Origin of the sequence: Halomonas sp. N3-2A (assembly GCF_002216165.1) — a bacterium.
Taxonomy (GTDB): Bacteria; Pseudomonadota; Gammaproteobacteria; order Pseudomonadales; family Halomonadaceae; genus Vreelandella.
Window position 1 is genome coordinate 2,601,928 of sequence record NZ_CP022286.1, and the last position, 23,210, is coordinate 2,625,137.

Sequence of the window (23,210 nt, forward strand, 5' to 3'; positions counted from 1 at the left end):
GGCACCCTGTTCAATGTTCAAACGCTAAAAAAATTACAAACCCTGCTTTAGGCTAGCGACGATAAACTGGTCTAAATCGCCGTCGAGCACTTTGTCGCAGTTACTAGACTGAACGCCAGTGCGCAGGTCTTTGATGCGCTGATCGTCCAGTACATATGAGCGAATTTGGCTACCCCAGCCGATATCGGCTTTAGAGTCTTCCGCTTCCTGCTTGGCCGCATTGCGCTTTTGCATTTCGTGTTCCCACAACTTGGCCTTCAACTGCTTCATGGCGAAGTCGCGGTTAGCGTGCTGGCTGCGCTGATTCTGACACGCCACCACGATACCGCTGGGCTCGTGGGTAATCCTCACCGCTGAGTCGGTGGTGTTAACGTGCTGACCACCTGCACCGCTGGAGCGGTAGGTATCTACGCGCAGATCAGAGGGATTAATTTCAACCTCAAAGCTGTCGTCAATTTCCGGCGACAGAAACACCGATGCAAACGACGTATGACGACGGCCGCCGGAATCAAATGGGCTTTTACGTACTAAACGGTGAACACCTGTTTCGGTGCGCAACCATCCGAAGGCGTAGTCACCTTGAATATGCAGCGACGCCGATTTAATGCCTGCTACTTCGCCAGCAGAAATTTCGATAATCTCTGCTTTGAAACCGTGGCTCTCTGCCCAGCGTAAGTACATACGCAGCAGGATATTCGCCCAGTCTTGAGCTTCGGTACCGCCCGACCCCGACTGAATATCCAGATAAGCGTTGTTCTCATCCATTTCACCGGAAAACATGCGACGAAACTCAAGCTTCTCCAGTGCCACTTGCAGACCATCGAGCTCTTTGCGCACCTCATCAACGGTGCCTTCATCTTCTTCCATCTCAGCGAGTTCAAGCAGGTCACGGCTGTCAGCCAGGCCCTGATCAAGCTCATCGATGGTGGCGACAATCGCTTCAAGCGAGGCGCGCTCTTTACCCAGTTTCTGGGCATAGTCTGGATCATTCCAGACATTAGGGTCTTCAAGTTCGCGGGAGACTTCTTCTAGCCGATCTTTGCGTTCGGCATAGTCAAAGATACCCCCTAAGAACGTCTGTCCGCTCAGACAGGTCCTTGATCTGGTTATGAATCGGGTTAGTTTCCAACATGGATCGCCTAGCCTTGGTCAGTATCGCACGGTTCAAAAGAGACAGGCGCCGCTGGGGCAGCTAAGCGCCTAGGCTTAAAAATGCCAACGCTAGCCGCCCCAGCGGCGAAATTCTGAGACGCATTGTAACGAAAGCCAACGCTTACCGCACCCACCCTGAAAAACGATCGCCATGCAAAAAACCCGGCTTACGCCGGGTTTATAGGTAAAGCGAGTCAAACAGTCAGCTTATGATCAGAAGCGATAGGTAAGCTGAGCACCGAAGCCATGGGCTTCGTTTTTGTAGTCGGCCGAGTAGTTAGAGGTAATCGGTGGTGTTTGCTGCCCTGCCACGGTGAAGCTGTCGGTTTTGCTTTGATCAACATGGGTGCTGCGCTCGGTAAGGTACGAGTAGGCAACGTCCAAGGTCAGGTCTGGCGTCGGGCTCCAGCCTGCGCCAATCGAGAAAATACGGCGGTCGTCAGAAGGAATACGCACGCTGCGCGTGGCATCCTGGGTGGGTGTAAAGTCGAGTGCTACCCCGGCACGCAGTGCTAGCGTTGGCGTTAACTGATACTCGCCACCGGTAGAGAACGCCCACGCATTAGAGTAGTTCTGCTGTTCGTTGGTAATCTCACCACGCTCAGTACCGGTGACCAAAATCTGGTCAAAGCGGCTCCAGCGTGCCCAGGAAACACCGAACATCAGCTTCAGCTTGTCGCTCATTTCCTGAGTCAGCGAGAAGTTGACTGTTTCAGGCGTTGTTAAATCCAACGCGGCCGTATCTGTTACTGTGCCGATCCCTAGCTGATCCAACACAGGTGAGTTCGCCGCAAAACTGCCTTCTAGATTGAAATCTACTTTTGAACGGTACGTTAAACCAAGGGTAGTTTCAGGTGCTGGCTGATAGATGACACCCAAGTTATAGCCCCAGGCCTCATCATCACCTTCTACACGTGAATCCACTTCAGAAAGGCCCAGCGGTGTTGCCACTGGCACCTGACGGCGAAGTTCGCCTTCTACGCGGTTATAGGTAAGACCCGCACCAACAGACCACTGCTCGTTGAAGCGATAAGAGACCGTCGGCTGAGCTGTCATCACTTTTACTTCGGTGTAGTTGCCCTGGTTACGCCCCTGAAAATCATTTTCATATTCTGTTTTAGAACCAAATGGCGCGTAGACGCCAAAACCGAATGCCAGTTGCTCGTTAACAGGGTGTGCATAAAAGGCGAAGGGAACTAATGTGCCTGGCACCATATCACCATCGTTAGAGCCTGCCACTGGCAACGTATCTGTCGCGCCTCCTGTCGCCTGCAGGAAAGCGGGGCTACTCTGTGAGGCACGGACATTAGAAATGTCGCTATTTACGTTTAGGAATGTGCCACCTACCGTAATTTGAGCACGGTCAAGAAACGACATACCCGCCGGGTTGCCGTACACAATAGTTGCATCATGCACATTTGAGCTACGTCCTGCATGACCATACCCCTGTCCGCTGACGCTCTGCTCATTGATTTGATAACCGCCTGCTTGCGCCTGACTGGCAAAAGCGACTGATGCTACTGCGGCCGCCAAGGTGAGCTTTTTAAATTTATTATGCATAGTGGGCCTCTCTTCCCGATGATCCGATGGATACTTCCATCCACCTGCTTTGTTCTAACACCTCAGTTTTCGCCCAATGACCGCTTGGGATCAAGGGCAAACGAGCGTTTTATTCCAGTTTTGACTTATACATTAGTCGAACGGTTGTTTTAAATCAGTGTTTTAGTCATTTCGACTGAAGGCCTCAATATCGCTTGACCTGTGTGTTACCCATAGGTTTTACACTAAAAAAACATCACAACTTCCACGCATGAGGGCGTTATGCAGCCTGGAACGATGAAGGTCGGCGAACTTGCCAAACGCGGTAGCGTTACCGCAGAAACGGTTCGTCATTACACCCGTGAGGGGTTGCTGGCACCAACACGCCACCCTGAGAACGGTTATCAGTTATTTTCAACCACTGACTTAGAGCGACTGCACTTTATTCAACGAGCACGCAAGCTCGGTTTTAGTGTGGCAGAGATTCGCGACATCCTGGCTCACGCCGATCAAGGCGACTCTCCATGTCCATTGGTGCGCGATCTGCTTACCCACCGACTACCACAAATCCGCGCACGCATTGCCGAGCTTGAAGCGCTCGCCCAGCGCATGGAACAGGCTTTAGAGAGCTGGCAGCACATGCCCAATGGCATGCCAGACGGTCATAGCCTATGTCGTTTAATTGAGAGTTTTCCCGAGGAGGCACCATGCAGTCACACACCCTGCAGCCACAAACACTGAGTCGCAGCGTGCCGGGCATGACCTGCCAGGGCTGCGTTAAGCGCATGCGCGAGGCGGTTCAAGCCGTTGATCCTAACGCCTACGTAGAAGGCTTTCCCGCAGAAAAACGCTTGGAAGTTACCAGTACGTTAGAAAACGATGCGCTGGATAGCACGTTAAGTGAAGCGGGTTATCCGCCGAGTGCCCCTAGCGGCGAGACTCAACCACCGACAGAAAGTGATCCTGCGCCAACGGTCGATAAAGGTAACGACAAACAGGCGGCTGAAAATGAGACGCTCACCAGCGCGCCTCAGCAGAGGCTGTTGATTAGTGGCATGACCTGCGCAGGCTGTGTGAATAGCGTCGAAAAAGCGTTGGCCAACACCCCGGGCGTTACCGATGCCTCGGTGAACTTTGGCACCCATACCGCCCAAGTAACCGGCAAGGTTGAGCGCGAGGCTCTGATTAACGCTGTGGCGGCAGCAGGCTATAGCGCCGAGCCCATTGTCGACATGCGCGAGGCCGAACGCATTCGTGAGTCCCAAGAGGCCGCAACCTATCGCCAGCGCCTGCGCGGCAGCATGCTGTCATTAGCGCTGGCCATTCCGCTCATGCTGAGCATGTTTGTTTACCACCCACACCCCATGGGGATGGGCCGTCTTTATTGGCTGGTCATTGGCCTGCTTACCCTGGCTATTTTGGCATTTCCAGGGCGGCACTTTTTTACCAACGCTTGGAAACAGTTCAAGCTCCACCAGGCCAATATGGACACGCTCGTGGCCATCGGCACCGGTACCGCCTGGCTGTATTCGATGATGGTCGTGGTGTTTGCTCCTTGGCTGCCCGAGGTCGCTCAGGGCATCTACTTTGAAGCATCGGCCATGGTGGTGGGGCTCATCCTGCTCGGCAATGCCATGGAGCTGCGTGCCCGCGGACGCACCAGCAGTGCATTAAAACGCTTGCTAGACCTGCAGGAGAAAACAGCCCGCGTGATCCGTAATGGCCAAGAACAGGAGTTGCCTGTTGACGACGTAGCGATAGACGATCATATCCGCGTACGACCCGGCGAACGACTGCCAGTGGATGGCATCGTACTCGATGGTCAAAGCTATATTGATGAATCCATGCTGACCGGTGAACCGTTACCCGTTCATAAAAACGCGGATGACGATGTCAGCGCAGGGACTGTTAACGGCAATGGCAGCTTGGTCTATCGCGCCACTCGTGTGGGCAGCGACACTCGCCTGGGACGCATAACCGAACAGGTCGCCAGCGCTCAAAACTCTCGTCCGCCAATTGGCGAATTGGCCGATAAGGTATCGGGAATTTTTGTTCCCAGCGTGATGATCATCGCCGTACTAACCGCGCTAATCTGGTTTAACATCGGCCCCGCTCCCGTGATGATCCATATGCTGGTGGCCGCCACCACGGTGCTGATTATCGCCTGCCCCTGCGCATTAGGGCTGGCAACACCGATTTCCACCATGATTGGGGTAGGTAAAGCCGCCGAGCACGGTGTATTGGTAAGAAGTGGTGAAGCGCTACAGACCGCCAGCCAAATCACCACCTTAGTGGTGGACAAAACCGGTACATTGACTGAGGGCAAGCCTCAAGTGACCGATGCGACTGTGCTACATAGTGATTCCTCGCAAGTGCTCGCTTGGGTAGCCGCTTTGGAAAGCCGTTCGGAACATCCGTTAGCCAATGCACTAACGGCTTATGCAGAAGCGCATAATGCCCCTTCTGAAACACTGGATACGTTTGATAGCGTCACCGGTGGCGGCGTGAAAGGTAGCACCCAAGCAGGCGACTCACTGCTGCTGGGCAATGCTCGCCTACTTGAAGAGGCTGGCGTGGACCTAACCCCTGCCGAAGAGAGCGTACGCCAGCTAGAGGCGAAAGCACGCTCATTGGTATACCTGGCAGCCAATGGCAAGCTAGCCGCTCTATTCGGCATCAGTGACCCGCTGCGTGCTGACGCGGCTGCCGCAGTGAAACGCTTACAAGAAGATGGCTTAACCGTCGTCATGCTTACTGGAGATAATCAACACACCGCGGCCGCCGTGGCACGAGAAGTGGGCATTAGCGAGTTTAGAGCTGGCATGACGCCAGATGATAAACACGCGGAAATTGAGCGTCGTCAGCAGGCAGGAGAGGTCGTAGGCATGGCGGGTGATGGCATCAATGATGCCCCAGCACTGGCACGTGCCAACGTTGGCTTTGCCATCGGCCAGGGCACCGACATCGCGATGGAGAGCGCTGGGATTACCTTGATGCGCGGTTCGCTACATGGTGTGGCTACTGCTATCGAATTAAGCCGGGCGACGCTCACCAACATCAAGCAGAACCTAGTCGGGGCCTTTGGCTATAACGTACTGTGCATCCCGATTGCTGCGGGCGTGCTTTACCCCTTCACCGGCATGCTGCTGTCACCCATCATTGCTGGTGCGGCCATGTCGCTATCGTCAATCACCGTGGTGAGCAACGCCAACCGCTTACGGCTTTGGAAACCCGCCCAACAGGAGGCCTTATGAGCCTATTGATCAACCTGGCAGGAATCGGTCTTATCGCCGCTATCGTATGGTGGTTTTGGCTTAGCGCCTGATAAGTAATTTCAACGTGGCTGTAGCATCATTGGTAGGCCGCCTTGTGGGCGTAATGTCAGTCGACATTCAATGCTCACTTGGTGGCCTTTCACTAGTTTAGGCGTGAAATGTTGTGCCAATGTTGCCAAGCAGAGAACACCTTCATAAAGCCCAAAGCGTTTTCCGAGACAAACACGTGGCCCCACGCTAAAGGGTAGATAAGCAAATTTGTCTGGACGTGGAGCCTCGGGAAGAAAACGCTCTGGAACAAAGTGATCGGGCGCCTCCCACAATTTACGGTGCCGGTGCAGCAACCAAGGAGATACGAGTAACACGGTTCCTTCCCGCACATCGCGATTGCGTACCTTATCCTCCCCACGCGCTTGTCGGCTCAGCATGGGTACCGGCGGATATAGCCGCATGGCTTCCTCAAATACCGCCATTGTATAAGGCAGCTTAGCGACATCTTCATAGCAGGGTGTTCTACCACCGAGCACGTCATCAAGCTCATGCTGCAGGCGCGCCATAGCCTGAGGATCATAATCAAGCAGGTACCAGCACCACGCTAATGCATTAGCCGTCGTTTCATGCCCTGCCATAAACATAACAATCGCTTCATTACGCACCGCTTTTCGGCCCATCGGACAGCCACTATCTTCGCCATCTTTCATAGACGTCATAAAGCTCTCAATCAGGCTATGCTGTCCTTGTCCTGACCTGTGCGTATGGCGATCAATAATACGGTCAATAATTTCATGCACTTGCTTTGCTGAATAGCGCGTACGCGCTCTTCGTAGTGGATTACCTAGCAAACTTAAAAATGGCAATCCCAGCATATTGGCCATATCTAAATGCTCAGAATGACGCTGATATTCGGTAAAACCAGCCACCACCTGCTCGGCTTCTTCGTCGGTGGTGTCATCCCCAAAAATCGTTCGGCCAATGATGCGCGCTGTTAAATGCGCCATCTCAGTCAGCATATCAATAGGCGCATCTGAGGGATGCTGGGCCCATCGCTTGGCAGTCTCCTCCGCCGAGGCGGTCATGGTGGTACAGAAGCCAGGTAACAAAGCGTTGGTTAGCGATGGCGCGCACTGACGTCGGCGCTGGCGCCACAAATCACCATCGCTTACAAACAACCCATCATCAAGCAGCGGTTCCAGAGCACGGCGCATTTGCGGACTTTTACGATCATAGTTGTCGTGCTGCTCAAGAAAAACGCGACGAACCGTATCGGGGCTATTACACAGAACATAGTCTTGCTTCATCAGCGCCATGCGCGAGGTGCGTATTGAGTAATCTTCCTCCCGCCAGACCGACAGCAAATTGTGCTGCGCCAAACGCAAGCGATGCACAATACCTTTACTGGATGAAACAGGCGTCACCTTGACCGGAGGTTCCAAGCCCTTAGCCCGGTTCAACGCCTCAGGAAGCCTCTGATGATCATTCGCACTTTGTGTTGTTACCGCTTTGTATAAAACACTATCGTGATGCATTGTCCCCTGCCCTACTATTTATATGTTTGGAAGCCGACTCTTATTCGCGGGACATACTTTTTAACTAAATTTAACGACGTCTACCTTAACAGGAACAGCCGGCTTGGCGCATCGACGGTTAGTTACCCTGCTTGATAAGAAATCTCTAGCGACCTGTCTCGTTAGTTCTACTTAACTAACACCGATATACCGCCCTGGTTTGTGATTCAAGGCAATAATCAAATTCAGCGTCAGTGCCCCCAACACGGAGTAACCCACGCGGTCTAGCGGTAGCTGGGTCAGTGCCACCAGCAAAATTAGCCCATCGATACCCAACTGCACATAGCCTGCCCGCAGGCCGTGCTTTTCTTGCAGATAGAGCGCAAGAATATTAATCCCCCCAAGGCTGGTTCGATGCCGGAACAACATCAACATGCCTATGCCCATTAAAGCGCCCCCCATCAACGCAGCGTACAGCGACGGAACATTGGCGAACTGTACCCAACCTTGGGTGAGTTCAGAAAACAACGACACCAAGCCAATTGCCGCAAACGTGCGCAGCGTAAAACTCCACCCCATGCGCTTAATGGCCAAATAGTAAAAGGGTACATTGATGGCAAAAAACCAGAAGCCAAATCCCCACCCAGTCACGTAATTCAGCAGTAATGCCAGCCCAGCGGTGCTGCCAGTGATCAATACCGAGTGGGTATAAAATGCCACACCTAAAGCAACAAACAGCGTGCCAAGTACCATGGCCATCATATCTTCATAGTATTTATGCGGATCTTTAGGCAGATCGTCCCGCATGAGGATGTCCTTTTGTAGAATTATTCGAGCACTTATTCCAAGAGACTCTGCAACGTCAGTGTGCTTACAGAGAATCACCGGGAAGGGAGAACGTATTTCCGACTCAATGGCGCTTATTTCATCAACGACCCAGCGCACTCTCTAGTATATTGGCGGCATTGACTGCCCCATTTGTTTTCTGCACGGTGCTTGAAAAACGCTGGGCAGATTGACGAAATACGGGCTCATGCATTAGCCGCTCTAGCTGTCGCACCAGTTTATTGGGATTAATTCTACGTACCGACATCTGCAAGCCGAATTTTTGGCGCACGCCAATTTGAGCATTGAGACGCTGTTCATAGTGGGCGGGCAGCGCCAGCATTGGCACACCCGCCGCTAAAGACTGATACATGCTGCCATTGCCACCGTGATATAGCATTGCTTGAGCATGAGCCAAGAGCTGCGAGCCAGGCGCATAGCGCGTAAAACGGAAGTTACTCGGGGCAGCATCCATCACCTCTTCGCTTACCTGACCACCGGTGGTCACCATAAAACGGTAAGGCAGCGCTCCCAACGTGGGATACGTGCTGCGCAGGAAGTGCTCTAACAACCCGGTTGAGCCCATGGTGATATAAATATTGGGCGTGCCATCTTGGAGTTCATCAAACCATTCAGGTAACGGCGCCGTTAGATCTGGAGAGATCGGCCCTACCATATGATAATCGCGAAACCGTTTAGGCAAGCTGTAGAGCCCTGGTAAATCAGGCGAAATCATTGGCATGTGATAGAGCATGTCAAAGGCATTTCGGTCTGGCCGCTGATACTTCTGATAAAGTCGCCGTCGGATACCAGACAGTAAATAGCGATCTAAGCCTTTAGCAGCGTAGTAGGTCGGTGTTGGCGGCGTTAACAGCCTCGCGGCATAGCCATTCATGATGCCAGCACACGGGACGTCGGCAATGTACGCAGCGGTACTGGCACTTACCGTGGCATCACCCACCACTAGATCAGGTTTGACCTGTTCGATAGCCTGCAATTGGGACTCAATAATCTTGGTCAGAGGCGCCCAATAGCGTAGGTGCACCATATCCCAAAAGGAGGCTTTCCAGCCAAGACGTTGAAAGCGTGACCATATATCGGGAAGATTCGGCTCCCGAGCATAGATAAGAGGGAACCCTGCTTCCTGAACAAGGCTCAAGCGAGAGCTGGGATGGTTAGGATCATCACCCGCAAAAATCACCTCGTGCCCACGTTGGCGCAGCACGTTGGCTATCTCGATACAACGTACCGTATGCGCAAGCACCCACCCCAGAGGGAAAAACAGGATACGTGACGGTCTGGCAGCCACATGGCTACCACTAAGCGAGTCTGACATACCAAGTTTCCTGTCTTATTCAACCATCAAACGATGTTGTCCACTGACTAAAATCCGCGAATAGCAACGAGGATTAGACGGGGCTGGCGTGTTCTACCATCAACTGCAATGACTCTCGCCCTCGCCAGCGGTTGCGATTGAGCTTATAGGCGCAGTGCAGCGTGTCGCCCACGCTAAAGGAGGGGAGCTCGCCTGGCGTTAACGCCCGGAACCAAATCGCTTTGCTGGTCACCGCGCCCATGGAAAGCTCCATCATCAGGTGAGCACCTTCAGCACCGACTGGACGCAGTGCTTCAACAATAAAGCGCCCTTCAAACAGTGGCGGGTCAAACTCACGCCCGTAAGGGCCAAGCGCTTCAACTTCGGTTAGCGTTAACAGCGATAGCTGCGACGTAGAGAGCTCGCCATCTGTCCATAGCCGCGGGTAAAGCGGTGTATCGCCCAGCTGCTCACCAACGGCCTGTAAAAATGCCGCTTTAAAGGCCGCTAACTGCTCTCTTGGTACGCCGACACCCGCCGCCCCACTGTGGCCACCAAAGCGCGGTAGCGACTCAGGGGCTAGCTCAAAGGTGCGTTGCAGCGCATCCCGTAGGTGCAGGCCATCAATCGAGCGACCAGAACCGGTCAACATATTGGGCGCCGCCGCGCGGGTCAGCACCAACGCGGGGCGGCCATAGGCCTGCACTAACCGCGAAGCGACAATACCTTGCACACCAGGGTGGCCATCTTCCAGCAGTACCACCACTGCAGGCTCATTAGCCTCCAGCGACGAAACGGCAAGCGCACGCGCTTCTTCGGCCATGTCCGCTTCAATCGCCTTGCGGGACTGATTGTCTTGATCAAGCACTTCTAGCTGACGATTGGCGACACTATCGCTTTCCGCGAGCATAAAGTGTAACGCCGCATAGGGATCATCCAGCCGTGAGCGAGCGTTAATTCGTGGCCCCATTTGGAACGCCAGCGTTTCAGCGTTAAATGGCACACTATCTGCCCCAAGCCGCGCCGCCATGGCGCGCCAACAGGCAGCGTCCATACGGTTGATCAGCGTTAATCCGTAGTTAACCACTGCGCGGTTAGCCGGACTACCGCCCAGCGAAACACAGTCCGCTACGGTGCCCAACGCGACGTAAGAAAGCCAAGGTGATAGCTTAGGTGTTGCATCAGGCAATGCCCCCCATTCAATCAATACGCCACGAGCAAGTGACATCAAAAGCCATGCCACCATGCACCCGGCGATCGTTTTATCGGGATAGTCACAATCACTGCGTGTCGGGTTAACACAGGCATAGGCAGAAGGCGGTGGGCCTTCCAACGGCAGCGCGTGGTGGTCGCTGACCACCACATCAATACCAGCAGCTTTCAAGCGTGCGATTCGCGGCTCATCTGAGCTGCCGCAGTCGGCAGTAATCACCAGCGTGGGCAGCGGCTTTAAAGCAAGCGTGCGTTCCACCAGCGGCAGGCTAATGCCATAGCCATCGTGGATACGGTGGCCAATCAAACTATGTAACTTGTGTTCAGATACGCCAAACAGCTCCACCAACGTACGCCGAATCACCACATGGGAGGTGATGCCGTCCACATCGTAGTCGGTGAGAATGCCGATGGATTCCCCTTCTGCCACTGCCTGGGCAATACGTTCAGCGGCACGGCGGCCATCGGCTAGCTTTTCTGGATGCGCCAAGTAGCGCAAGCTCGGCGCCACCAGGGGTGCGAGCTCGCCCTTATAGCCCGGCAATCGTGAGGCCAATAGCCGCGCTTGTAGCTCGCTTAAGCCTTCCGCTTGGGCACGCACATAGATAGCCTCGTCCAGTGGACGAGGCTCTAAGCGTGGCTGATTGGCGTTCTGCTGCGTGAGTGCTGGTTCGTCGGCCATGACGCCTCAGCGCCGATTGTCAGCGACAAACTGCTGCACGGCGCTCAGTTCAGCGGGCAGCACCGTGTAACGCTCTTCGCGCTCAAGCAAATCATCCATATGAGTGGGCAACGGCACACCTTGGAAGCCTGCCTTAACCACGGCTTCAGCGAATTTTGCCGGATGCGCGGTAGCCAGTGTAATCACCGGCGTCGTGGTATCCACGCGTGCGCGCTCTGCAGCGCGATAGCCAGTGGCCGTATGGGGGTCAAGGATCTCCCCAGTACGGTGATGAGCTTCACGAATGACTTCCAGAATGGTCGCATCATCAACGCTATGGCTAGCGAATTTTTCGCGCAGCTTGGCCAGCGGTGCATCGGCAAGCGCCGTAGGCTCTTGCTGGAAGCGTTCTAGTAGCGCTGCCACAGCGGCACCATCGCGGTCGTAAGCATCAAACAGCAAACGCTCAAAGTTTGACGAAACAACGATGTCCATTGACGGCGCTAGGGTCGCTGCCAACTCTTTCTTGGAGAAATCATTGGCGGCAAGCGTGCGATGCAGAATGTCATTGGCATTAGTGGCAATAATGAACTGCTTCACCGGCAGCCCCATCTTAAACGCCATGTAGCCTGCGAAGACGTTACCGAAGTTAGCCGACGGAACGCAGAAGCTCACTTCTCGCTGAGGCGCGCCCAATGCAACACCAGCGGCGATGTAGTAAACGATCTGCGCCATGATGCGCGCCCAGTTGATCGAGTTCACCGCCACTAAGCGCGTGCCATTCAGGAAATCCTGATTAGCAAAGCTCGCCTTCACCATTGCCTGGGCATCATCAAAATTGCCTTCGATAGCAATATTGAAGACGTTGTTGGCGAGCACCGACGTCATCTGGCGGCGCTGCACTTCAGATACGCGGTTATGCGGGTGGAGAATAAAAATATCGAGGTTATCGCAGTGGCGACAGCCTTCAATGGCCGCCGAGCCGGTATCCCCAGAGGTCGCGCCCATAATGACGGCACGCTCACCACGCTTTTTCAGGAAATGATCCAGCAACCGCCCTAGCAGCTGCAGCGCGACATCTTTAAACGCCAGCGTTGGGCCGTGGAACTGCTCTAGCAGAAAGTGATTGGCATCCAACTGCTTTAACGGCACAACGGCGTCATGATTAAACGTGGCGTAAGCTTCTGTCACCAAGCGACGGAAGGTCTCGTCGTCAATTTCACCATTTACAAACGGCTTCATGACCCGAAAAGCAATCTCGGCGTAGGAAAGGCCAGCCATGCTGGCCAGCTCTTCCTTAGAAAACTCGGGCAGCGTTTCCGGCACATAAAGTCCGCCGTCGCTGGCCATTCCAGTTAACACGACCTCTTCAAAGGAGAGCGCGGGCGCTTGGCCACGCGTGCTGATATAACGCATGAGTTACTCCCCTTCGCTCAGACTTTCAACGCGAATACGGGTAACCGGCCCAGCAATATCCGCCATGGACTCGATTTCACGGATAGCATCGTTCATCTGTTTCTCTTTTGTGCGATGCGTCAGCAAAATGATCGGCACCAACTCACCTTCAGTCGCCTCTTTCTGGATCAGCGCTTCAATAGAGATGCCCTGCTCGGCCAGAATGGTGGCAACACGCGCCAGCACACCTGGGCGATCCACCGCCAACAGACGCAGATAATACGCGGTGGTGATATCTTCCATCGGCATAATGGGCAGTTGACTGGCATCATCGTCGATGCCACTAAACGCTAGGTAAGGCACCCGGTAGTGGTGGTCCGTGGCGATATCACGGGCAACATCTAGAAGGTCGGCTACGACGGCAGACGCTGTCGGCTCAGCACCGGCGCCAGCGCCGTAATAGAGTGTTGGACCAACCGCATCGCCCATCACAGCAATCGCATTTTTAACGCCGTGCACATTCGCCAGCAGGCGCTCTTTCGGAATCAACGTCGGGTGAACCCGGAGCTCTAGCCCTTGATCAGTCCGTTTAGAGATGCCCAGATGCTTAATCACGTAACCCAGGTTATCGGCCTGCTCGACGTCTTCTGCAGTAATGCGAGAAATACCTTCGGTGAAGGCTTTATCAAACTGCAGCGGTACGCCATAGGCAATTGACGCCAGGATGGTCAATTTATGGGCAGCGTCGATACCTTCCACGTCGAAAGTGGGGTCAGACTCCGCGTAACCTAGCGCTTGAGCTTCGGCCAACACGTCTTCAAACGCGCGACCTTCATCACGCATATGGGTAAGAATATAGTTGCCGGTGCCGTTTATGATGCCCGCCACCCACTCGATACGGTTAGCACCAAGGCCTTCGCGTAGCGATTTGATGACCGGAATACCGCCCGCCACAGCCGCCTCAAAGGCAACAATGACGCCTTTTTTGTGCGCGGCGCGGAAAATTTCATTACCGTGAACAGCAATCAAGGCCTTGTTGGCAGTCACAACGTGCTTGCCGTTTTCAATCGCCGTTAGCACCAGCTCGCGGGCGAGATCGTAGCCACCAATCAGCTCTACCAGCACATCCACGTTAGGGTTATTAGCCACCTCAAACACGTCAGAGGTCGCATTAATGCCGGTAATATCGCAGTCAGGGTGAATACTGCGGTGGGCAACCTGCTCAATCACAATCGGGCGGCCAGCACGACGGCTAATGTCATCAGCATTACGTGTTAAGACGTTAAATGTACCGCCACCGACCGTACCTAACCCACAAATGCCTACTCTTACCGGTTTCAAAATACTTCCCCTTTCGTGATGGGCACCCATAGGTGCCGCCTCTTAAATCAGTGTCTCAGCGCTTTCGTTCGTCACTACTCGTGACGTTATTCGTCTTCCAAGCCTAACATGCTAACGAGCCGGTCGGGGGGTACAAACCCTGGCACCATTTTCCCGTCGGGCAACACAATCGCAGGCGTCCCCTGCACGCCCACAGCTTTACCTAATTCGTACTGATCGGCAACGGGGTTATCGCAGTTTGCCGATGCCGCAAGCGTTTGGCCTTGTTTAGCTTGAGTCATGGCCTCGCTACGGTTATCCGAACACCACACTTGCTCAAGCGTCGTCGCAGCACCACTGCCCATGCCTGCGCGTGGAAAGGCCATATAGTGCACTGCAATGCCGCGCTCGTTAAGCTCAGGCACCGTTTCATGTAGGCGCTCGCAGTATGGGCAGGTAGGGTCCGTAAACACAATTACCGTGGCTTTCGGCTCACCCACACCTTGAAAAACGACTCGCTCGCTCGCTGGAATGGCAGCCAGCACTGTAGCCCTTTCCTGGTTACGCGCCTGCTCGGTTAAGTTAACCAAACCATTATCCGCGTTTTGATAGAGGTCCCCTACCAAAAAGTGGCTGCCATCGGCATTGGAGTAAAAAGACTCCCCACTTTCCAGGATTACGTGATACACCCCATCCATTGGCGTTTCGTTTACCTGCTCCACCGGCATTGACTGGCCATTAACTTGTAAATTCTCCATCAGCTGCTCGGACACGGCATCAGCACTGGCAACAGCAGGCAGTAAGCACCCCGCCAGCGCCAGCCAAGAAGCACAGGATTTAGCAACTAAAGACATACGTTGATGCATTGTATCTTCAACCTCGCGGATGGTGTTCGGCATGCAGTTGCTCCAGGCGCGCCTGGGCAACATGGGTATAAATTTGCGTTGTAGATAGATCGCTATGACCTAACAACAGCTGTACGACCCGCAAATTAGCACCATGATTCAATAAATGGGTCGCAAATGCGTGGCGTAACGTGTGAGGCGACAAGGGCCGAGTAATACCTGCAGTGATAGCGTGGGCTTTTATACGGTGCCAAAACGTTTGCCGGGTCATGGCTTTATCTGCCCGCCCTGGAAACAGCGCGGGCCGTGTAGGATCTTGCATCAACGCGGGCCGCGCCGTTTTTAGGTAACGCTCTACCCACTCGGCCGCTTCTTCACCCATTGGCACCAGTCGATCTTTATCGCCCTTGCCTCTGACACGAACAACCCCTTGGCGAAGATTGACCGCATCGCCAGTCAATCCAACCAGCTCCGACACGCGTAGCCCGCAGGCATACAGCAGCTCAAGCATGGTGCGGTCGCGAACGCCAAGCGAGGTGTTGATATCAGGGGCGAGCAACAGACGCTCAACCTCTTCCTCTTCCAGGGTATTCGGCAAGCTAGGGCGTACCCGCGGCAGCGCCACATTGGCCAATGGGTCGCTGGCAATATGCCCATAAAGCCGTGCCCAACGGTAAAAACTGCGCAGCGACGAGAGTAGCCGTGCATTACTGCGTAGTTGATAGCCCTGTTCTCGACGTACTTCCAACCACTCGCTAAAACGCTCTGACGAGGGAGTTAACAGTGTTTCTCCCGCACTTTCGAGCTGCTGTTGCCAAGCAGTTAGGTCATGCCGATAGGCCGCTAACGTATGGTCGCTTGCCCCTTGCTCTAACCATAGGGCATCTAGATAGGCATCTATCACGCTCATAGGCTAACGGTCTCTTGACGGTGGTACCACAAACAAAAACCCCGCCCCGCAAAGCGGTGACGGGGTCTTGGTATCCGAGCGCGACGCATGTCAAAACAGCGTGCGCCCGTGAAAAGTGGCAGTTAAGCCAGCTTTTCCTTGATACGCGCCGACTTGCCGCTGCGCTCGCGCAGGTAGTACAGCTTGGCTTGACGAACGTCACCGCGACGCTTGACTTCAATAGAGTCAACCAGCGGGCTGTAGGTCTGGAAAGTACGCTCAACACCAACACCGTGAGAAATTTTACGTACGGTGAAAGCGGAGTTCAGGCCACGGTTACGCTTACCGATGACCACACCTTCAAACGCCTGCAGACGCTCACGAGTACCTTCCTTTACTTTAACCTGAACGACGATGGTGTCGCCCGGTGCAAAGGCCGGAATCTCTTTGCCCATTTGCTCGGATTCGATCGCCTGGATCACCTTGTTCTTGCTGCTCATTTTCATACTCCTAAATAACGTAATGGCTTGCCACGCAGTTGTGGAAGGGGCAAACCGTGATCCCGGCGCTCGAAGCGAGCTACGCGGGAGTCGTTATGGGTGACGCAGGTGCGTAGGCTAAGTCTTGTAGACTAACTGTCTCATAGACTATCTGTCTCACAGACTATCTGCCTAATTTGCCCTGCACCGCCGCTCTGTTCTATGCAATTGAAAAACAATCACTTAGTTGACAGAGCGTGTTCCTCGATAAACTCGTCTAGAAGCCGCTGCTGCTCGGCATCAAGCGTACGCCCTGCTAATAAATCAGGACGGCGCTGCCATGTACGGCCTAACGACTGTTTTAACCGCCAGCGCTTGATGGCCGCATGATTACCGCTTAACAGCACATCAGGCACTTGTCGCCCGTCGATCGTCTCAGGACGGGTATAGTGCGGACAGTCTAACAAGCCATCATTGAACGAGTCTTCGATAGCGGAATCCTGGTGACCCAATACACCGGGTACCAGCCGTGCCGCCGCGTCAATTAGCACCATTGCTGGCAACTCACCACCGCTCAGCACATAGTCACCAATTGACCACTCTTCATCAATGTCACTTTCCACCACGCGCTCATCAATGCCTTCATAGCGCCCAGCGACCACTACGAGAGGGCCTGCTGAGGCGAGCGCTTGAACTCCTTGCTGATCCAGCTTACGCCCTTGGGGCGAGAGATAGATCACGGTAGGCGATTGTCCCGTCGCTTGCTCTGCTCGTTGCCGAGCATCAAAGATAGCAGCCCGCAGGGTGTCTACCTTCATCAGCATACCGGGGCCGCCGCCGTAAGGGCGATCGTCCACGCTGCGGTGGCGGTCGGTGGCGTAATCGCGCGGATTCCAAAACTCCAGGGCAATACGCTGTTTCTCTACCGCTCGACCGACCACACCTTGTTGGGTAATCGCATCGAACATTTCTGGAAACAGCGATACCACGCCAATCCACATCGCGGGAGCATCCGTTAAGCTGCTTTCTTCACCGTTTGCTGCAGTAACAGTTGAATCAGTTACTGTGAGCTCGCTCGACAACTGCTTACTCAAACTTGTTTTCAAAACTCAGGATCCCAATTCACGACCATACGGCCATCTTCGAGGCTGATTTCAACAATTACATCATCGGGTAAGAAAGGTAGCAGCCGCTCACGCTTATCAATTGCGTCGTTATCACCGCGCACCACCATGACATCGTTTGCGCCGGTTTCAAACAGGTAACTGACCTGCCCTAACCGCTCGCCTGACTGAGTGAAGACAGTTAAGCCTTCAAGCTCATGCCAGTAATACTCATCATCGGAAAGCGTAGGCAGTGCCTCTTTCGGCATCAGAATGTCCGTTTGCGCCAGCGCTTCGGCTGCCGTTCGGTCATCAACACCTTTTAGCTGCACCACAAGACCCTTGCCTTGCCGACGTCCCTGAATCACGGTCATGCGCGTAAGGGATTCCCCTTGGCGCACCCACCATTCTGGGTATTCCATGATGCTGTCTATGGGATTGGTATAGGAGTAGACCTTAAGCCAACCTTTAATCCCGTGAGGGCTAGTTAGCTTACCAAGCACCACATGTGCGTCGTCTGTATGGCTAGTTTCAAAACGCGTCATCGACGACCGCTCCAACAAATTACAACGACAACATCACCTACTATCACTTACTGACAGTCACGCATTAACCGGCTTAAGCCTGTTTACGCGCTTCTTTAACCAGCTCAGCAACACGACCAGACAACTGGGCGCCTTGGCTCTGCCAGTGAGTAACACGCTCAAGATCAACGCGCAGACGCTCTTCTTGACCACGGGCAACCGGGTTGAAGAAGCCGATACGCTCGATGAAACGGCCATCACGGGCGTTGCGTGAATCAGTAACAGTCAGGTGATAAAAGGGACGCTTTTTGGCGCCACCACGTGCCAAACGAATGGTAACCATACGATAACTATCCTTCGGTTGAGGTTACGAGAGTGTGCAATAGCGCAGATCGCTATCAGAACACTCGTCATACTATTTTCTCGGCACTGCAGACTAAAATCAGTGATTTGCTGCGTACCATCAGGTTCTTCACTGGCAGATGGTAAGGCGATGCTCGCGCATTTTTGCCAACACCCACGCATGAAGAGGCCGCATTCTACGCAAATGCGCTCTGCTTGGAAAGCCTGACAGCCAGAAAACTCTTAAGCCGTCAACCTTGCCAAGCACGTTACAACGTTGCTAACAATGGCTTAACGCCAGGGAAGACCGCCGGGGCCACCCATACCGCCCATGCCACCGGCGCCGCCAGGACCACCCGGCCCGCCGCCGCCCATCATGCCCGACATGCCGCGCATCATTTTCTGCATCCCGCCTTTTTTGCCTGCTTTTTTCATCATTTTCTGCATCTGCTTATGCTGTTTTAGCAGGCGATTCAGGTCAGGTACTTGCAGGCCAGCACCCGCTGCAATACGGCGTTTGCGCGAACCATTGATGATATCGGGCTTGCGGCGCTCTTTGGGGGTCATTGAGTTAATCAATGCCTCCAGCTTGCCAAGCTCTTTTTCCGGACCAGGGCCTTGTGCCATATCAGCCATTTGCCCCATGCCAGGCAGCTTGCCAAGCAGGCCACCCATGCCGCCCATTTTTTTGAGCTGCTGTAACTGATCGCGGAAATCTTCCAGATCAAAACCGTCACCCTTCTTGACCTTGCTGGCCAGCTTGGCGGCTTTGTCCTTATCTACCGTGCGCTCGGCTTCTTCGATCAGCGACAGCATGTCGCCCATACCCAGAATCCGTGATGCCACACGGTCCGGATGGAAAGGCTCTAGGGCGTCTACTTTCTCACCAACCCCCATGAACTTAATGGGCTTGCCAGTGATATGGCGTACCGAAAGTGCTGCACCACCACGGGCATCACCGTCAGCCTTGGTGAGAATCACCCCGGTCAGCGGCAGTGCATCGTGAAATGCTTTCGCCGTATTCACCGCATCCTGGCCGGTCATGGCGTCGACCACAAACAGCGTTTCTTCCGGTGAAATTGCTTTATGCAGCGCCTGGATTTCGGCCATCATCGCTTCATCGATGGCCAGCCGCCCGGCGGTATCGACTAATACGACATCATGGAACTGAATTTTGGCGTGTTTGATCGCCGCCGTGGCAATATCCACTGGCTTCTGATCGGAACGAGACGCAAAGAAATCAACCTGAACTTCTTTTGCCAGCGTCTCTAGCTGATCAATCGCCGCTGGACGATAAACGTCGGCGGAGACCACCAGCACTTTTTTCTTTTCGCGTTCACGCAGGTAACGCGCCAGTTTAGCAACAGAGGTGGTTTTACCCGCCCCTTGCAAGCCTGCCATCAATACGACCGCAGGTGAGCCTTTTAGGGATAAGCCTTCATTGGCTTCGCCCATGATCGCTTCCAGCTCTTGCTGGACGATTTTAACGAATTGCTGGCCTGGCGAGAGGCTCTTTGAGACTTCCTGGCCAACAGCACGTTCACGAACACGCTCAATAAATGCCTTCACCACCGGCAAGGCGACATCTGCCTCTAACAGTGCTTTACGCACTTCGCGCAGGGTGTCTTTGATATTGTCGTCAGTTAGCCGCGCTTGGCCTTTGATCGACTTCAACGTCTGGGAAAGACGCTCACTCAGATTCTGAAACATGGGGCCTCTGCCTCCGTCGTTGTCGCCGGGCGGTCACACCGGACGAATGTAGGATCGATTATACGCGCTCGCCGCGCGAGTCTCCATGGTCGTCAACATTGGTTATCGATGGCTGTGCGACGCCGCTATGATTGGTTATAGTAGGCAGACTGTTCTAGCTTGAACGATTTAGCACCGCTGACTTTCACAGCGTTGATTCAATGACACTGGATTCAACAACGCGCTGCAAGGCGCACGGATAGCATCATGCAGGCGCTCCCTTTCGCCACGATCGCTTTTATACTCTATGTCGCCGCTGCCATTTGGCAGGGCATGACCTTATTTCGTCGCGTGCCACCACGCCAGGGCATGGTGCGTCTACTTGGTGCGCTTGGGCTTTTACTGCATATCCCAGTGGTCGTGGAGCTTGTTAGCTCAGCCCCAGGGCTACTGCCTGGTTTCACAACCAGCGCAACGCTTCTGATGGCCGTGGCCGTCAACGTTGTACTCGTCGCCAGCCTGTTTAAGCCGGTGCTCAACGCTGGCATCGTGCTATTCCCTCTCGCAGGTATCGCGCTTATTTTTGCCACTTGGTTACCGAGCCAGGGGAGCCAAAGCGGCTTAACGCCCGGCATTTTACTGCATGCCGTCAGCTCTGCGCTGGCGTTTGCCGTCTTGGCAATTGCGGCGATTCAAGCGGTGCTGGTCGGCCTGCAGAACCAAGCACTGCGCCATCACCATATTCGTGGCATTGTGCAATCGCTACCACCGCTCACCACCATGGAAAGAGTGCTGTTTGAACTGGTATGGTCAGGCATTATATTGCTGACACTTTCGATCATCAGCGGACTAATCTTTCTCGACAATATGTTCGCGCAGCATTTGGTGCATAAAACAGTACTTTCGCTGGGAGCGTGGATTATTTTCACCACACTTTTAGTGGGTCGCTATCGTTTTGGCTGGCGTGGCATGCGCGCTGTGCGCTGGACGCTTGGCGGGTGCATACTGCTACTGCTGGCTTACTTTGGCAGCAAGTTTGTCCTGGAAATCTTGCTCCATCGCTAAACCTATACTCACCGCATTATCAGCACTGATTTAATTTGGCGTTGATAACAGTGGCCTTGACAGGCCACTTCCATACTTCTAAAAATCGAGCCTAATACGCCATAAAGGAACTTTCGACTTGAGCGACGACTTCCCCCTGGGGTTACTGTTCGGCCTGCTAGCCATTTTGATATTGCTGTCTGCCTTTTTCTCCAGCTCTGAAACAGGCATGATGTCGATAAACCGCTATCGACTAAGCCATCAAGCTAACAGCGGTGATCGCCGCGCAAAGCGTGTCATGCGGTTATTAACGCGTCCCGATCGACTAATTGGCGTTATTTTAATTGGCAATAACTTCGTCAATAACTTAGCCGCCTCAATTGCGACCATCATCGCCATTCACTTCTTTGGCGACGTCTCCGGCCCCGCTATTTCAACGGCGCTACTGACGATTACCATCCTGATTTTTGCCGAAGTCACACCGAAAACCTACGCGGCCATCAAGCCTGAGCGGATCGCTTACCCTACCTCCCTGGGCCTGGAGCCACTGCTCAAACTACTTTACCCACTGGTATGGCTAGTCAACGTCATCTCAAATGGCCTATTACGCTTAATGGGCGTTAAAAGTGTTGAGAACGGCGGCGACAGTTTAACCCGCGATGAACTGCGCACTGTCGTTCACGAAGCAGGCACGCTAATTCCCTACCGACACCGCGCTATGCTGCTGTCGATCCTTGATCTTGAGAATGTCACAGTTAACGACATCATGGTGCCCCGGCACGAAGTTCTTGGCATTGATCTTGACGACACGCTGGAAGATATTCTGACCCAGATCCGCACCAGCCAACATACTCGTTTACCGGTCTATAAAGGCGATATCAACAATATTATTGGCATGCTGCATCTACGCAATGCAGCACGCTTTTTATCGCGTAGCGAAGTCACCAAAGCAGCAATTGTTCAAGAAGCACGGGAGCCGTATTTCATTCCCGAATCCACACCGTTACATACACAGCTGCTGAACTTCCAAAAGCAGAAGCGGCGTATTGGTATTGTGGTGGATGAGTACGGCGACGTGGAAGGCTTGGTAACCTTAGAAGATATTCTTGAGGAGATTGTCGGGGAGTTCACCACCGATGTCTCAGAAGATGATGAAATTCATCAGCAAGATGATGGTAGCCATGTCATTGAGGGCACTGCCAATATTCGTGAAATTAACAAAATGCTTGGCTGGCAACTGCCCACTGACGGCCCCAAAACCCTGAATGGCTTAATCCTTGAGCACCTGGAGGCGTTTCCGGAAGGGCCTGCCTGCTTGCAGATTGGTAATACGCGGATGGAAATTTTAGAAATCCGTGACAACCTGATCACTTCAGCACGCTGCTGGCAAAAGCTGCGCCTTGCACGCCGAACGTAGCGACTGACCGTCTAACCAATTTGGCGGTGGGTGATTTCGCTATCACCCGCTGCCTTCAGCGCCCTCACACGGGCCTCTAAATAGCGACGAAAGGCAATATCCTTCACCTCATGAACCAATACCGGCGGCCCGAAGTGCAAGCTGACCGGCGCACGAAAACGTGACGGCCATTTTTTAAGCGCCTTGCCACCGTAGTGTGATGTCCAAGACCCCCACAGCCCTGCCAAGCCAGCCGGAATGACGGGCACATTATCGCGAGCAAGAATGGTTTCGAGCCCGCGCCTAAAGGCGTGGATATCGCCATCTGGAGTGATACGCCCTTCAGGAAACACCATTACGATATCACCTGCGCGAAGCGCGCGGCTCACCTCATCCAGCGTTCGACGCAGCGCACCAGGACTATGCCGCTCTGATTCAATCGGAATCGCGCCCACGAGCTGGAACCACCACTTTAGCCAGCGAGATTCAAAGATAGGCTGATCCATCACAAACCGCAGCGGCCTGGGGCTACCGCCGCCTAACACCAACGCATCCATAAAGCTGACGTGGTTACAGACGACCAGGGCAGCGCCGCGCTTAGGTACGTTCTCTTGGCCATGTACAGAGAACCGATAACACACACGCATAACAACATAAATGGCGCGACGCAACGCGCAACGCACCATTTTCAACCACCACG

Annotated in this window: 20 protein-coding genes; 4 read left to right on the forward strand and 16 right to left on the reverse strand. The window is 53.9% G+C overall.

Going from position 1 to position 23,210, the window contains the following annotated elements; all coding sequences use genetic code 11:
- Positions 1 to 33: 33 nt before the first annotated feature.
- Positions 34 to 1,132 (reverse strand): peptide chain release factor 2 gene (gene prfB, locus CEK60_RS12205; RefSeq protein ID WP_125745374.1). Its coding sequence is split into 2 segments (ribosomal slippage): positions 34 to 1,056 and positions 1,058 to 1,132, totalling 1,098 coding nucleotides; the frame shifts between segments, so codons are not numbered across the junction.
- A gap of 233 nt (positions 1,133 to 1,365) precedes the next feature.
- Entirely contained in the window at positions 1,366 to 2,712 is a 1,347-nt protein-coding gene (locus CEK60_RS12210) for an OmpP1/FadL family transporter (protein ID WP_089039260.1), read from the reverse strand.
- Positions 2,713 to 2,988: 276 nt separating this feature from the next.
- On the opposite strand from CEK60_RS12210, the gene CEK60_RS12215 reads away from it, so the two are divergent.
- Together CEK60_RS12215 and CEK60_RS12220 are read left to right on the forward strand one after the other, a co-directional pair.
- A complete protein-coding gene (locus CEK60_RS12215) occupies positions 2,989 to 3,432 on the forward strand; it encodes a MerR family transcriptional regulator (protein ID WP_089040913.1) in 444 nt (147 codons plus the stop codon).
- Positions 3,399 to 5,945: a heavy metal translocating P-type ATPase gene (locus CEK60_RS12220; protein WP_089039261.1), complete on the forward strand. Its 2,547-nt coding sequence runs from the start codon at positions 3,399 to 3,401 to the stop codon at positions 5,943 to 5,945. Before CEK60_RS12215 ends, CEK60_RS12220 begins: the two co-directional genes overlap by 34 nt.
- Positions 5,946 to 6,025: 80 nt before the next feature.
- On the opposite strand, the gene CEK60_RS12225 is transcribed toward CEK60_RS12220, so the two are convergent.
- The 13 genes from CEK60_RS12225 to ffh all read right to left on the reverse strand — a co-directional run bounded on the left by CEK60_RS12225 (position 6,026) and on the right by ffh (position 20,091).
- Positions 6,026 to 7,492, reverse strand: a complete 1,467-nt coding sequence (locus CEK60_RS12225; RefSeq protein WP_089039262.1) for a cytochrome P450 — start codon at positions 7,490 to 7,492, stop codon at positions 6,026 to 6,028.
- Positions 7,493 to 7,663: 171 nt separating this feature from the next.
- A complete protein-coding gene (locus CEK60_RS12230; RefSeq protein WP_038480987.1) occupies positions 7,664 to 8,278 on the reverse strand; it encodes a YitT family protein in 615 nt (204 codons plus the stop codon).
- A gap of 121 nt (positions 8,279 to 8,399) precedes the next feature.
- On the reverse strand, positions 8,400 to 9,632 hold the full coding sequence (locus CEK60_RS12235; RefSeq protein ID WP_089039263.1) for a glycosyltransferase: 1,233 nt from the start codon (positions 9,630 to 9,632) through the stop codon (positions 8,400 to 8,402).
- A gap of 73 nt (positions 9,633 to 9,705) precedes the next feature.
- On the reverse strand, positions 9,706 to 11,505 hold the full coding sequence (locus CEK60_RS12240) for a single-stranded-DNA-specific exonuclease RecJ (protein WP_089039264.1): 1,800 nt from the start codon (positions 11,503 to 11,505) through the stop codon (positions 9,706 to 9,708).
- Positions 11,506 to 11,511: 6 nt separating this feature from the next.
- Positions 11,512 to 12,900 (reverse strand): threonine synthase, encoded by a 1,389-nt coding sequence (gene thrC, locus CEK60_RS12245; protein WP_089039265.1) that lies wholly within the window; start codon positions 12,898 to 12,900, stop codon positions 11,512 to 11,514.
- Between the two features lie 3 nt (positions 12,901 to 12,903).
- Complete coding sequence (locus CEK60_RS12250) at positions 12,904 to 14,220, reverse strand: homoserine dehydrogenase (protein WP_089040914.1); 1,317 nt, start codon at positions 14,218 to 14,220, stop codon at positions 12,904 to 12,906.
- An 86-nt stretch (positions 14,221 to 14,306) separates the two neighbouring features.
- On the reverse strand, positions 14,307 to 15,098 hold the full coding sequence (locus tag CEK60_RS12255) for a DsbC family protein (protein ID WP_089039266.1): 792 nt from the start codon (positions 15,096 to 15,098) through the stop codon (positions 14,307 to 14,309).
- On the reverse strand, positions 15,073 to 15,954 hold the full coding sequence (gene xerD / locus CEK60_RS12260) for a site-specific tyrosine recombinase XerD (RefSeq protein WP_089039267.1): 882 nt from the start codon (positions 15,952 to 15,954) through the stop codon (positions 15,073 to 15,075). Before xerD ends, CEK60_RS12255 begins: the two co-directional genes overlap by 26 nt.
- 122 nt (positions 15,955 to 16,076) lie before the next feature.
- Positions 16,077 to 16,433, reverse strand: coding sequence for a 50S ribosomal protein L19 (gene rplS, locus CEK60_RS12265; protein WP_009724084.1), 357 nt, complete (start codon positions 16,431 to 16,433; stop codon positions 16,077 to 16,079).
- Positions 16,434 to 16,651: 218 nt separating this feature from the next.
- On the reverse strand, positions 16,652 to 17,413 hold the full coding sequence (gene trmD, locus CEK60_RS12270) for a tRNA (guanosine(37)-N1)-methyltransferase TrmD (protein WP_038486491.1): 762 nt from the start codon (positions 17,411 to 17,413) through the stop codon (positions 16,652 to 16,654).
- Between the two features lie 101 nt (positions 17,414 to 17,514).
- Positions 17,515 to 18,060: a ribosome maturation factor RimM gene (gene rimM / locus CEK60_RS12275; protein WP_038480970.1), complete on the reverse strand. Its 546-nt coding sequence runs from the start codon at positions 18,058 to 18,060 to the stop codon at positions 17,515 to 17,517.
- 73 nt (positions 18,061 to 18,133) lie between these two features.
- The gene (gene rpsP, locus CEK60_RS12280) at positions 18,134 to 18,382 is read right to left on the reverse strand and encodes a 30S ribosomal protein S16 (RefSeq protein ID WP_009724081.1); all 249 of its coding nucleotides are present in this window, start codon (positions 18,380 to 18,382) and stop codon (positions 18,134 to 18,136) included.
- A gap of 290 nt (positions 18,383 to 18,672) precedes the next feature.
- Complete coding sequence (ffh, locus tag CEK60_RS12285; RefSeq protein WP_089039268.1) at positions 18,673 to 20,091, reverse strand: signal recognition particle protein; 1,419 nt, start codon at positions 20,089 to 20,091, stop codon at positions 18,673 to 18,675.
- 246 nt (positions 20,092 to 20,337) lie between these two features.
- Between ffh and CEK60_RS12290 the strand changes: the two genes are divergently transcribed.
- The gene (locus CEK60_RS12290) at positions 20,338 to 21,135 is read left to right on the forward strand and encodes a cytochrome C assembly family protein (protein ID WP_089039269.1); all 798 of its coding nucleotides are present in this window, start codon (positions 20,338 to 20,340) and stop codon (positions 21,133 to 21,135) included.
- A gap of 118 nt (positions 21,136 to 21,253) precedes the next feature.
- Positions 21,254 to 22,531 carry an HlyC/CorC family transporter gene (locus tag CEK60_RS12295; protein WP_038480964.1) on the forward strand — a complete coding sequence of 426 codons (1,278 nt, stop codon included), beginning with the start codon at positions 21,254 to 21,256 and terminating at the stop codon, positions 22,529 to 22,531.
- A gap of 11 nt (positions 22,532 to 22,542) precedes the next feature.
- On the opposite strand, the gene CEK60_RS12300 is transcribed toward CEK60_RS12295, so the two are convergent.
- A complete protein-coding gene (locus CEK60_RS12300) occupies positions 22,543 to 23,196 on the reverse strand; it encodes a 1-acyl-sn-glycerol-3-phosphate acyltransferase (protein ID WP_446718664.1) in 654 nt (217 codons plus the stop codon).
- Positions 23,197 to 23,210 lie beyond the last annotated feature (14 nt).

Coding starts and splice junctions, on each gene's coding strand:
- CEK60_RS12210 (WP_089039260.1), bottom strand. CDS start 2,712: ATGCATAATAAATTTAAAAAGCTCACCTTGGCGGCCGCAGTAGCATCA.
- CEK60_RS12215 (WP_089040913.1), top strand. CDS start 2,989: ATGAAGGTCGGCGAACTTGCCAAACGCGGTAGCGTTACCGCAGAAACG.
- CEK60_RS12220 (WP_089039261.1), top strand. CDS start 3,399: ATGCAGTCACACACCCTGCAGCCACAAACACTGAGTCGCAGCGTGCCG.
- CEK60_RS12225 (WP_089039262.1), bottom strand. CDS start 7,492: ATGCATCACGATAGTGTTTTATACAAAGCGGTAACAACACAAAGTGCG.
- CEK60_RS12230 (WP_038480987.1), bottom strand. CDS start 8,278: ATGCGGGACGATCTGCCTAAAGATCCGCATAAATACTATGAAGATATG.
- CEK60_RS12235 (WP_089039263.1), bottom strand. CDS start 9,632: ATGTCAGACTCGCTTAGTGGTAGCCATGTGGCTGCCAGACCGTCACGT.
- CEK60_RS12240 (WP_089039264.1), bottom strand. CDS start 11,505: ATGGCCGACGAACCAGCACTCACGCAGCAGAACGCCAATCAGCCACGC.
- thrC (WP_089039265.1), bottom strand. CDS start 12,900: ATGCGTTATATCAGCACGCGTGGCCAAGCGCCCGCGCTCTCCTTTGAA.
- CEK60_RS12255 (WP_089039266.1), bottom strand. CDS start 15,098: ATGCCGAACACCATCCGCGAGGTTGAAGATACAATGCATCAACGTATG.
- xerD (WP_089039267.1), bottom strand. CDS start 15,954: ATGAGCGTGATAGATGCCTATCTAGATGCCCTATGGTTAGAGCAAGGG.
- rplS (WP_009724084.1), bottom strand. CDS start 16,433: ATGAGCAGCAAGAACAAGGTGATCCAGGCGATCGAATCCGAGCAAATG.
- trmD (WP_038486491.1), bottom strand. CDS start 17,413: ATGTGGATTGGCGTGGTATCGCTGTTTCCAGAAATGTTCGATGCGATT.
- rimM (WP_038480970.1), bottom strand. CDS start 18,060: ATGACGCGTTTTGAAACTAGCCATACAGACGACGCACATGTGGTGCTT.
- rpsP (WP_009724081.1), bottom strand. CDS start 18,382: ATGGTTACCATTCGTTTGGCACGTGGTGGCGCCAAAAAGCGTCCCTTT.
- ffh (WP_089039268.1), bottom strand. CDS start 20,091: ATGTTTCAGAATCTGAGTGAGCGTCTTTCCCAGACGTTGAAGTCGATC.
- CEK60_RS12290 (WP_089039269.1), top strand. CDS start 20,338: ATGCAGGCGCTCCCTTTCGCCACGATCGCTTTTATACTCTATGTCGCC.
- CEK60_RS12300 (WP_446718664.1), bottom strand. CDS start 23,196: ATGGTGCGTTGCGCGTTGCGTCGCGCCATTTATGTTGTTATGCGTGTG.